This window comes from Jonesia quinghaiensis DSM 15701 (assembly GCF_000423205.1).
GTDB classification, from domain to species: domain Bacteria; phylum Actinomycetota; class Actinomycetes; order Actinomycetales; family Cellulomonadaceae; genus Jonesia; species Jonesia quinghaiensis.
The window spans coordinates 466187-477303 of the sequence record NZ_AUHN01000004.1 but is presented as its reverse complement, the minus strand read 5'-3'; the positions used below and the strand labels follow the sequence as shown (position 1 = coordinate 477303).

At 59.2% G+C, this 11117-nt stretch carries 9 protein-coding genes; 3 read left to right on the top strand and 6 right to left on the bottom strand.

Annotated elements, in window-relative coordinates; genetic code table 11:
• Positions 1 to 11: 11 nt before the first annotated feature.
• The 5 genes from G538_RS0102315 to G538_RS0102295 all read right to left on the bottom strand — a co-directional run bounded on the left by G538_RS0102315 (position 12) and on the right by G538_RS0102295 (position 6777).
• Positions 12 to 1871, bottom strand: a complete 1860-nt coding sequence (locus tag G538_RS0102315; protein ID WP_029068041.1) for an FAD/NAD(P)-binding protein — start codon at positions 1869 to 1871, stop codon at positions 12 to 14.
• Positions 1868 to 2917 carry a pyridoxal-phosphate dependent enzyme gene (locus G538_RS0102310; RefSeq protein ID WP_029068040.1) on the bottom strand — a complete coding sequence of 350 codons (1050 nt, stop codon included), beginning with the start codon at positions 2915 to 2917 and terminating at the stop codon, positions 1868 to 1870. Before G538_RS0102310 ends, G538_RS0102315 begins: the two co-directional genes overlap by 4 nt.
• 138 nt (positions 2918 to 3055) lie before the next feature.
• Positions 3056 to 4651 (bottom strand): ABC-F family ATP-binding cassette domain-containing protein, encoded by a 1596-nt coding sequence (locus G538_RS0102305; protein ID WP_029068039.1) that lies wholly within the window; start codon positions 4649 to 4651, stop codon positions 3056 to 3058.
• A gap of 343 nt (positions 4652 to 4994) precedes the next feature.
• Positions 4995 to 5858, bottom strand: coding sequence for a DUF559 domain-containing protein (locus G538_RS17180; protein ID WP_157544265.1), 864 nt, complete (start codon positions 5856 to 5858; stop codon positions 4995 to 4997).
• A 328-nt stretch (positions 5859 to 6186) separates the two neighbouring features.
• On the bottom strand, positions 6187 to 6777 hold the full coding sequence (locus tag G538_RS0102295; RefSeq protein WP_029068038.1) for a hypothetical protein: 591 nt from the start codon (positions 6775 to 6777) through the stop codon (positions 6187 to 6189).
• Between the two features lie 217 nt (positions 6778 to 6994).
• On the opposite strand from G538_RS0102295, the gene G538_RS14665 reads away from it, so the two are divergent.
• Both G538_RS14665 and G538_RS0102285 read left to right on the top strand, forming a co-directional pair.
• On the top strand, positions 6995 to 7642 hold the full coding sequence (locus G538_RS14665) for a TetR/AcrR family transcriptional regulator (protein ID WP_157544264.1): 648 nt from the start codon (positions 6995 to 6997) through the stop codon (positions 7640 to 7642).
• A gap of 93 nt (positions 7643 to 7735) precedes the next feature.
• Positions 7736 to 8701: a DUF5692 family protein gene (locus tag G538_RS0102285; protein ID WP_029068037.1), complete on the top strand. Its 966-nt coding sequence runs from the start codon at positions 7736 to 7738 to the stop codon at positions 8699 to 8701.
• Between the two features lie 164 nt (positions 8702 to 8865).
• Here G538_RS0102285 and G538_RS0102280 read toward each other — a convergent pair whose 3' ends face one another.
• Entirely contained in the window at positions 8866 to 10347 is a 1482-nt protein-coding gene (locus G538_RS0102280; RefSeq protein WP_029068036.1) for a CCA tRNA nucleotidyltransferase, read from the bottom strand.
• Between the two features lie 130 nt (positions 10348 to 10477).
• Between G538_RS0102280 and G538_RS0102275 the strand changes: the two genes are divergently transcribed.
• Positions 10478 to 11098 (top strand): NUDIX hydrolase, encoded by a 621-nt coding sequence (locus tag G538_RS0102275; protein WP_029068035.1) that lies wholly within the window; start codon positions 10478 to 10480, stop codon positions 11096 to 11098.
• Positions 11099 to 11117: the final 19 nt, after the last annotated feature.

The window sequence follows — 11117 nt, the reverse complement described above, 5'->3', positions numbered from 1 at the left end:
TGGTGCGGTGTTCACTGTGCTGCGGCCTGTTCTCGCACAAGTTGTTCCACCACATAGGTGGCCCAGGCTTCGCATTGGCCATGAAGGCGGTGGTTCAGTGTGTCGTGCCCGATGACTGGGTCTTCTGTGGGGCGACCCAATGCGAAAAGTCCCGGCGTTGGTACCCCGTTTGCGCCGATGCACCGGGTGGCGTGGTCTGTGAGGACGCCGCGTTCTCCGTGGCGTACGGTGACGTGCCCGTTGGCTAATAGCTCGTGCCATAGCGGGTCTGGTGTGCGTGATGCGACGTCAACGGTGGCAGTTATCGGCAAAGGTGCACTGTTAGGCGCAAGGGCCTTACCTGCTGTGGGATCAATGACCTCCACCCATGGGCGCGGGGCGAGGAGTACACCCGGTGGGCTTGTGATGGCGTTGATAACGCTGTCATCGCCCTGTGTGCTCGTTTCGAGCTTGCCTGGTTCACGGTTGGTCGTTTCGTGGTCAACTGCCTCATGGCCAACCGCCCCGAGGGCAGTAGTTTTCCAGGTCAATACACCGGACCGGGTCAGTGCGATGAGTTTACGAACTGTTTGTTCTGGTGGACCGTAAGCCCAACGTTCTGCAACTGCTGCGAACCGTTGGAACTCTTGCCACGCATCGGCTTGGCGTGGTTCGAGTTCTAGTGACCCAATGATGTCGCGGTAGCCCACGTGCCATACTCTCCCCCACACCCAGCGGGCATCGGGCGGGATGTCGCCTGCGTTCATGGCGAGGTGGGTGAGCATGCGGTCGAGGGCGGCGGCGGTGACGTCACGTGGTCCTTCAACGCCGGTGGGCGTGTTTTCCTCGGCATCAGGTGTTGGTGTCTCGAGGCTGTCCGGGCTGGTCAACGCGGCGCGCAATCCTGCCCGGTCGCAGGTCGCGTCACGGTGGATAGCGAACGCCGTTGCAGCGTCGACAAGGGTGTCCCACCACCGGGAATCAGGGAGGCCATCACCGGTGGGGTCGAGGTGTCGCAACCGTACTGTCGCGCTGAGGATTATGTCGGTGTCCTGCGGTGTCAGCGCTGGGGGTTTAGGTGACATTGGCAAACCGGTACGCGACAGCAACGTGATGTTTTGGGGTTCGTTGCCTGATGGCACGTACGTTAACCCCTCCGGTGTGCTGGTGGTGTTTTCCCATGCTCCACCGCGGCCCTGCGTGAGGGTTAAAACATTGTCGATGCCTGTGAGCGCCGTCCCTCGGATTGTCACGTTCGTTGCCGGTGAGTCAGCCACAGCCTGGTGGTCTGCGACGCTGACTGGTGACCTGTGGCCTGTTGCTAACAGCACAACGTCGAACCCGGAATGGGTGGTTCCGTGCTCGTCAGTAACGTTCCATGTTGTGTGTTGTTCGCTGCTGTTTTCCTGGTGAACGCTGGTGACCCGTACGGGTTGATGGGTTACCTGGTAGGTCGGTGAGGCTGCCAGCCCACCCCACGCGGCATGAAGGTACTCCCCCATCCGGGCGCGCGGCGGGTACTGCGCCCGCGCATCGTCATTGGGGTGCCATTGCGCCCATTGGCTGTATGACAACGGAAACGACGGCGCGGACAAGTCAACAATGGTTGGTGACACGTTCATCAGCAGATGCTCGGGGGTTTCCGGGTCCCACACTGCCCCACTACCCGGCGCATATGGGTCAAAGACTGTTATCTGCAGGCTGGCGCCGCCCACTGTGTCGCTGCGTGCTGTCAGCACGCTTTCGAGTTCGCATAGCGCCGCCACTCCTTTTGGCCCACCCCCAACCACCGCAACCCGCCATGTCACACTGGGGGATGCGTCGGCTGGGGAAGATGCCGCAGCAGCAGACCACACTGCACTATCCATCACGCTGGTACTGCCTTCTGTCATGCCGCCTCGACGAGTGAAGTGAACGGGTTACTCAGCGACAGTGTTGCGTCGCGTGCAGGGTCAACCCCATACGTGTCGTGTACCCACACGTCGTCGTACACGGTGGGCAGGTAGGGCAGCCCACCGTCGTGGACAAGGAACACCCAACGTTCTGATGGGCTTGCGTCAGCGAGTTGGTTACCTACTGCGGCAACTAGTGCGCCGGTTGATGCCCCGGCGAGGATTCCCTCACGGCGGGCAAGCATGCGGCAGCCGCGGATCATGTCTTGTTCGGAGATTCGCATCACCTGGTGGGGGTGTGCGCGGCGGGAAAGGTCGGTGACGAACCCGGCGCCTAAGCCGGGCAGGAACCGTTCTCCCGATTGTCCGCCGAAGAGGGCAGAACCTTGTGCGTCGACGGCTACTACTTGAGTGGAGGCACCCGTTGCTTCCACAGCGTCGAGGCAGCCAAGAACGGTGCCGGTGGTGCTTGTTGCCACAAAGAGGCGATCTGGTGTCCCGCCGAGTTCTGCACAAATTTCTGGGAATGTGCTGCCAGCGTGTGCACGTGGGTTCGCGGGGTTGCCGTACTGGTTTGTGGTGTAGGCGCCGGGGATTTTTGCAATGAGTTCTTGGACGCGTTCTACTCGGGCACGTAACCGGTTGCCATCGCTGGGTGTTGGGACGAGTTCCACGTGGGCGCCGTAGGCTCGCATGACCGTGCAGGCGGCGACGTTTGCTCGCTCATCAACAACGGCTATGAAGTTCACAGCGTGTACGGCGCATTGGCGGGCTAGTGCCATTCCGAGGTTTCCGGACGTTGATTCCACAACCGTCCCACCTGGTGTGAGGTCACCGTTGGCGATTGCTGCATCGAGTAGAGATTTTGCGGTACGTTCTTTCGTGCTCCCTGACATTTGGAGGTTGTCGAGCTTCGCGTAGATGCTTGGCCCTTGTGTGTCGGCAAACAGCCGGTCGAGGCGCACAGTGGGGCTGGGGAAAAAGCCCGTGTGATCAGCGGTCTCGTTGGCGCTGTTATGCGTTGTTTGGGTTGTTTTCGGGGACATCAGATCTCCTTACGTCCAGGGACGCCTGGCACTTAGCAACATTCGCACCAATCCCCCGTGTCCGCTCGCTGAAGCCCGATGCGGGGGTTTGGCCAGCGCCAACATCAGATCACCGGTATGATCCGCACTCATTCACCGTCACTGGCGCGCGTGCAGCCGCCCGTGAGCCGTCATGTCGATGGTCATGGTGACGTTGAGACGGTGCAGGAAATCGTCATCATGGCTGACCACAAGGAGCGCCCCACGGTAGGTGGTCAGAGCGTCAACAAGTTGATCCACGGTGTCGATATCGAGGTTGTTTGTTGGTTCATCAAGGATGAGCAGTTGCGCGGTAGGTTGGGCAAAAAGCAGGCGGGCGAGTTGCACCCGGAACCGCTCCCCACCCGACAGCGAACCAACTGGCCTAGTTACGGAATCGCCACGCAGGAGAAGGCGGGCAAGCTGGTTACGGAGCTCACCCACTGTCATTCCAGGGGCATCGGGCAGGATGTTGTCGAGGGCGCTTGCGGTGTCGTTGAGGTTGCTGAGGCGTTGCGGGAGGTATCCAACTCGCTGCGTGAGGAGTTCGCCGGTGATTCCACCGGGCATGGGCGGTGTGTTGTGCACGAGGTGATTCAGCAGTCGGGTTTTTCCCACCCCGTTGGGTCCAACTAGTGCAATGCGCTCAGGGCCTTGCAGGTGCAGGGTGCGGTGGGTGTCGTGTAGTTGTGCGATGCGCCGGGAGTTGGGCACGTCGGGGTCGGGCAGTGTGAGGTGGATGGCTTCGTCGTCTCTGAGGCGGGCTTCTGCCGCGTCGAGCGCTGTTTTGGCTGAGGTGACACGGGCGGCCATGAGATTGCGGGTTGCCCCTGCTGTCACTTCAGCTTTGCGTTGAAGCCCACCGGCAACGATGGGTGGCATGGAGGCTGCGGCTTTGCGCCCTTGGGCGGCGCGGCGGGCAAGTTTTGTTTCCGCGTCGATGCGTTGTTTCTTTTCTACCCGCAGGGTGCTTTCGGCGGCGCGGACTGCTTGTTCGGCGGCGGCCTGTTGTTGCTCTTGGTGTTGTAGCCACGCGCTGTATGGCCCGCCATAGGTGTCGAGTTGTCCATCTCGCAGTTCTGTGGTGGCTTCCATGGTGTCGAGGAGTGCTTTGTCGTGGCTGACGATGATGAGTGTTCCGGGCCATTTTTCCAACAGTCGATGCAGGTCATTGCGGGTGGAACGGTCCAGATTGTTGGTGGGTTCGTCGAGAAGTGTGATGGGGGCGGCACGGAGGCGCAGCCCGGTGAGGGCGGCAAGCATGGCTTGCCCACCGGAGAGGGTGTTGGTGCTGCGGTTGAGGGTGATGTCAGATAGCCCGACGCTGTGGAGTTGTTCGATGGCGCGCGTTTCGATGTCCCAGTCGTCGCCGATGGTGTCGAAGTGGTGTTCTGCCACGTCACCTTGTTCGATGGCGTGTAGTGCAGCAATTTTGTTGGTGATGCCCAGGAGGTCGGCCACAGTTGTGGTGGTGTTGAGGGTCAGTGTTTGGGGTAGGTAAGCGACATCACCGATGCAGCTGATTGTGCCGCTGGTGGGGGTGAGTTCCCCAGCGATGAGCCTCAGTAGTGTGGATTTACCGCTACCGTTGCGGCCAATAAGCCCTGACCGCGCAGCCTGGAACGTTCCAGAAACATCTGCGAGCGCACGTGACCCGTCTAGCCATTCGAAGGACACGTTGTGGAGGGTGACGGCGGGTGCGGGGTGTGATGACATGGGGGCCTCCCGGTGCCCATCAACGCGTTGTGTGCGGGTGGGCTGGTTGATGACAGGTGCGGTTGGGCGCTGTGCTCACCGTGTGTGGGAGTGCGCCGGAGCGTGTCGATCAACGTGTTGTCACATGCTGTCAGCGTAGCGTCACGTGGTTGGGGCTGTCAGGTTTTTTCTGCCCCTCCCCCTCCCCTCACCTCACACATCGAAAGTGGGATTGTGCCCACTTTCGAATGGGAAAGTGGGCACAATCCCACTTTCGATTAGGGGGCGGTGTTGGGGGCGATGTGGCGTGGGGGCGATGTGGCGTGGGGGTGGAAAGCGTGGGCGCACTTCAGGCGATCAAAGCTCAAAGCTCGCGGCCAGGCACCCAGCCACGGGACACTAGCTCACGCCGGACCATCGCAACCCACTGATGTGAGTCTTTGTACAGATCGTCCGCTGTTACCGTGAAAACGGCATACCCCAAGTCCCTCAACTGTCTCTTCTTCGATGCGTCACGCTGCCACACGTTTCGGTTCGTGCGGTGAACGTCCCCGTCATATTCAACGACCACTCGCCACCGTTCGAAAAGGAGATCGGGCATACACACGAAACTTCCCGACGCATCGTGAATCAATGCGTTGACCTGCGGTTGTGGAAGACCCGCTGAAACAAGCGCCAGCCGGGCATGGGTTTCAGGCACAGAATCAGTTCCCGGCGCAGCGTACTCGAGCGCCAGGCGGGCACGAACTATTCCGCGATAATTTTTGGCTGAATCTACCAACGTTTTCAGCGCCTGCATACTGGTCACAGGCGCTTTCCGCCTCATCAAAGCGTCAGCAAGGGCAACGGCGTCAACGTCGCTTAGGCGATGGCATTCTTGTAGCCACGCCCACTCTGGCGAGATGACCTGAAGCCCAGATACGGTGTGCGAAACAGCGGGCTTGTGTCGGTCAAGATGGTGAGAGACGACGCCCCGCATCTGCGGACGGCGCTGCTGTAGAGCGACTGTGACGTGGATTGTGTGGTCTCTCTCGAGGATGTGTGGCAGATCGATCCCGGCAAGCCGCAGCGCTGTGACATGCGAAAAGAACGCGTCGTCGGTGAGTTTCATACTGATCAGTGAGCACTGTTCGTTGACGTCCCCGGCCCGTTGAACCCGCCTACTTTGCCGGCGTGCAAAACTGGTCGACGGTGGCGCACTACTGAGAGGTGCGGTCAGTATTGTCATTTCTCAAGGGTGAGCGAGCGTCATTTTTTTTGTTTATCGATGCGCGCTGACGCGGTGGATAAGTTGGGTGCCGCTGCGTTTTTCCGCGACTGAGGACAACAAGAGTGCCGAGTTGTTAGCCTCTTGTCTCACATCCCCCCACTCAACCCGTCACCCCCTGCCCACTGACCGCTTCAACGCCTCAACGCCTCACACCGATCGAAAGTGGGATTGTGCCCACTTTCCCTTTCGAAAGTGGGCACAATCCCACTTTCGATTGCAGGAGGTACGGGGAGGTGTGGCGGTGGGATTGCGAACTGGGGTAGGGACGGCCTGCTGGAGGCTTCGATTAGCGGTTCTCGTTGAACGCGGCTAGTTGCGCCTCAGCGATTGGGCCGTATGTGTCCACGAGTTTCTGGGCGTGCCCAATAGATCCTTCATCTTCCCAGGTCACGGCGTGTACGCTCGCTGCTGCCGGTGTGAGGATCTGGTCCAGTCTAAGTTGCTCAAGCTCCTCGTGTGTCAACGTGGTGTCCCCTAGATCGAAAGCCAATACCTGCGACCCGCCGGCTTCGATTGTTACGAGCCCGCTGACATACCTAACATCATCATCTGATGGGTGGTACATGATGTGTGCATCCATGATGTTCACCGTGCGCCCCGTTGGGTTGGTGAGCACCGTGAAAAGCACATTATTTTCGCCAGCCTGAGCCACATAAAAGGGTGAATTGACGATATCGGTGGTAGGCAAGTTTCCACACCCCGATGTCCACTCTTCTTCACACTCGTAGTCAAACCACTCGCCGTCTTCACCAGCGGTGACTTCTTCTGTTGATGAGCACTGCGTGAACAAGATGAGGATCGCAAGTACGAGCGTCCAGATAATCAGGGGGCGTTCGCGGATTGATGGTTTTGGTTCGGGGTTATCAAGAATGCTCACGCAGGACACTTTACTCGTCTAGTGGTTGTTCGGACGTCCCTCTGGAGTAGGACTTTCCACACGGACCATCCGGGACCTTCGACTCATCTTCACCCGCAGTTATTGACGATGTGTCAATAGTGGACATACCGTGAAGGAGTACCGCGAGAAACCCGCGATACCGGGCACCATCACACAGCACACCATCACATTGGCTTCACACGACACAGGGGGCACCATGGCACACAGCGAGGGAACACAGCCCACTAGGGCTCCACGCACCGCCCCCGACGAGCGCATGCGGGACATCACTAATGCCGCGCGTCGCCTGTTTGCCACGCGCGGCATCATCAGAACCTCCTTCACCGACATCGCGCGTGAAGTGGGAGTCGCTCGCGGGTTGATTTACCACTATTTCCCTGACAAAGACGCCATCATTGATGCTGTTCTTGCGGGGTACATCGACGAATTTGTGGTTGCCGTCGAAGAATGGGACGCCGCACGCGAACCCGGGAACATCGACAAAGCCTTGCGGGACTGCATTAGTGTGTTCCGCACTCACATGCGGTCCATGGACCCGATGCACACCGAGCTTCAACGGGTCGAAAACACCGGTCTCTACAACCGTTTTCTCCACCGCGCAGTGACAGCAATCGTCGATTGTTTAGAGCTCACCACCATCGAGGCGTACGCGGCCCGTCACCGCATCGAAATTGCCCACGTGCGAGAAACCTTTTACGTGTTGATTTATGGATTAGTGGGGTTGTCACGGAACAACCCAGCAGTTGGCGATGATGTGCTCATCGACATCACCCGCCAGATTTTGCGCCTACCACCAGCTTCCCCTGCTGGTCAGGCAAGTGCGGGAGCGCCTATGGCTGGCTAAAGCGCGCTTCCCACCGCGCAGGGAGAGATGGACAGAGGGGTCTGTCACTTTTCCCACCCGCCGCAGTACGCGGCATGTTGTAAGGAGCACGTCGTGTTTCTCTTCGAATCCCTCACCTGGGCTCAGGTGTTGATGTGGTTTGTTGTGTTGGGGGCGCTTATTGGCCTCAACGAGTTGGTGCGCTGGTCGAAAAAGGCCGCGATCGGCATCTTCATTGTTTTGCCCATTATTTTGACCATCTTCGTGTGGCCACACACGGCAGGGGCCGGGTCATCCACCGGAACCTGGTTCCACTGGGTCAAGGTGTACTCAGCACTTGCCGGGTGTATCGGCTTCATGCTGATCCGCTACAACAAGCGCCTCGCATCGAACAAGTACATGCTGTGGTTCCCCCCAGCGATCCTTGGTCTGAACATTCTTGAAGCTGTTATCCGTGACTTCCAAGTCGCCGGTTTCGCTGAGGGTGTTGTTGACGGGGTGTACATGATCGGTGGCCCATGGAACATCATGAACGGTGTCGCTGGGATTTTGAACCTGGTGGCAATCTGCGGATGGGTGGGTATTTTTGTCACCCGTGACCGTTTCCAAGACATGCTGTGGCCTGACATGTTGTGGTTCTGGATCATCGCTTATGACCTGTGGAACTTCGCCTACGTGTACAACTGTGTTGGCGACCACGCATTCTATGCGGGTGCTGCGTTGTTGATTTCTTGCACCATTCCGGCGTTCTTTATTCGCCGCGGGGCGTGGCTACAACACCGGGCTCACACCTTAGCGTTCTGGATGATGTTCACGATGGCATTCCCAACCTTCGTGTCAGATTCACAGTTCGCGGTGGATTCCTCACGCAGCACAACTGCCCTGTTTGTCGTCAGCTTGGTGGCATTGCTCGCCAACATCGCACTGGTTGTCTACCAGGTCCGCACCATCATTGTGAAGCGTCGCCACCCACTGCACGACGAACTCTACCCAGAGCTCGCTGCCTTCCAAGCGATCGCCGCAGAACGCCCAGCCGATGCTCGTCCCGGCGAGGTGCACAACGCTACGGTCCCTGCGTAGCGACGTGGGCATCGGCTCCGTGTGGTGAACCTTCCACCACATCAGCAGGTGCTACGTGCGAGCACAGCAAGGCGGGCAGTGGGTATATACCCACTGCCCGCCTTGTGTGTTGGCGATGGTGTGAGGGGTTAGCCCCATCTAGCTCACTAGTGGTGCCCAACTTTTTAGTGCTGCTGCGCCCACCAGGCGATGAGTCGTTCGCGGGCTACTTCTTCACCGAGTGGTCCTTCTTCCATCCGCAGCTCAAGGAGGAACCGGTATGCCGCCCCCACATCGCGACCTGCCGGAATACCAAGGATCTCCATGATCTGTTCGCCGTTGAGGTCTGGGCGGATCGCGTCGATTTCTTCTTGTTCGCGCAGGGTGACGATCCGTTGTTCGAGTTCGTCGTAGGCGCGAGACAAGCGGCGGGCTTTGTTGCGGTTGCGGGTGGTGCAATCTGCTCGGGTGAGCCTGTGTAGGCGCTCTAGCAGGGCTCCGGCGTCAGTGACGTAGCGGCGCACTGCGGAGTCTGTCCAGGTCCCTTCGCCGTACCCGTGGAAGCGCAGGTGCAGTTCCACCAGCCGAGACACGGCTTTGACGGTGTCTTTGTCGAACCGCAACGCCCGCAGGCGTTTAGCGGTCATTTTCGCGCCAACTAGTTCGTGGTGGTGGAACGACACGGTCCCGTTTGCTTCAAACTTGCGGGTAGCAGGCTTTCCAATGTCATGGAATAGCGCCGCGAGCCGCAACACGAGGTCTGGGCCTGGGACTGCGCCGCCTATGCCGGTTTCTAGGTCCATTGCTTGTTGAACGACGGTCATCGAGTGTTGGTAGACGTCTTTGTGGCGGTTGTGTTCGTCGCTGGCTTCTTTCATGCCCGGGACTTCAGGAATGATGTGTGCAGCCAACCCTGATTCCACCAGCACATTGAGGCCGGTGATGGGTTGTTCGCTGAGCATGAGTTTTGTGAGTTCGTCGCGCACTCGTTCGGCCGAGACAATCTCGATACGTGCTGCCATCTGCTGGATGGCAGCGTATGCGCTTTCTTCCACAGCGAACCCGAGTTGTGCGGCAAACCGGGCGGCACGCATCATGCGCAGGGGGTCGTCGTCAAAGGATTGTTCCGCGGCGATGGGTGTGCGCAGAAGGCCTGCGGCGAGGTCGTCGAGCCCGTTGAAGGGGTCCGCGAACACGAGTTCCGGTAACCGGATGGCCATGGCGTTGACGGTGAAGTCTCGGCGGGACAAGTCACCGTCGAGGGTGTCACCGAAAACGACGAGCGGTTTCCGGGAAGATGGATCGTACTGGTCGGTGCGGTATGTGGTGATTTCTACGACGATGTCTTCGCCGCCATCACGCGGGTGGCGCATCGCCCCGATGGTGCCGAATTCTTTGCCGATGTCCCAGTGGGCGTCACCCCAGTGGCGCAGGAGTTCCAGCGTTTCGTCCGGGGATGCGCTGGTTGCGAAGTCGAGGTCGTTGGACACGCGCCCCAATAGTGCGTCACGCACTGGGCCACCGACGATTGCGAGTTCGTGACCGTGTTGTGAGAACAGTTCACCAAGTTCGATCACCGTGGGATTCATGTGCGCAAGTACCGCCGAGCTCCTGCGTTCGAGGAGGTCCCGGTCGAGGCGGGTGGGGGCATCATGTTGTGGCGTCACGCGTCGAGCTCCAGGTGGTAGTGAAGTAGTGCAGGGGCTTGCCCAACAACCCGGCAGATTTCGTGGTGAATGTGCGGGGCTCTCGGTCAGCCAGATCCCAAAGTTGTTCAGTTAAAGATAAGGTAACGGTATGTCCACCAACGAGCGCCCAGAAGACCGGTTATCGGTCCCCGCGCCTCCAGGTGGCCACCCATTGAGGATAGACCCCACGGCGCGCCGTCAGTTTCCGGTGTATCACAACCCACATCACGCGCAGCTCTCAGATTTACCAATCGTTGAGGAAACATCAGCGGGTGGTTTAGTGGTTGCTGTGATGGAATCAGTCTTTCATGCTGCGGTTATTGCGCGGCGTAATCGTGCTGGTCGCCTTGAGTGGTGCCTCCCTAAGGGGCACTTGGAAGGTGTTGAAACCGCTGAGGAAGCTGCTGTCCGTGAAATCCATGAAGAAACGGGTATCAATGGCGTTGTGCGTCGCCCGTTGGGGTCAATAGACTACTGGTTTACGGGTGATGACCGGCGCGTCCATAAAGTGGTCCATCACTTCCTTCTTGATGCAATCGGCGGGTATCTCACAGTGGAAGGTGATCCCGACTCGGAAGCTGAAGATGTGGAGTGGGTCTCCTTTGCTGACCTGCAGACTCGTCTCAGTTACCCTAATGAGCGGCGACTCGCCGCAATGGCGCACGACATCTTGATCAAGCGCCGCCAAACGCAAACTCGACCTCTGCCCCGGTTCCGCCCCCACCGGTGACCATGGCGTGGCCTGTTAC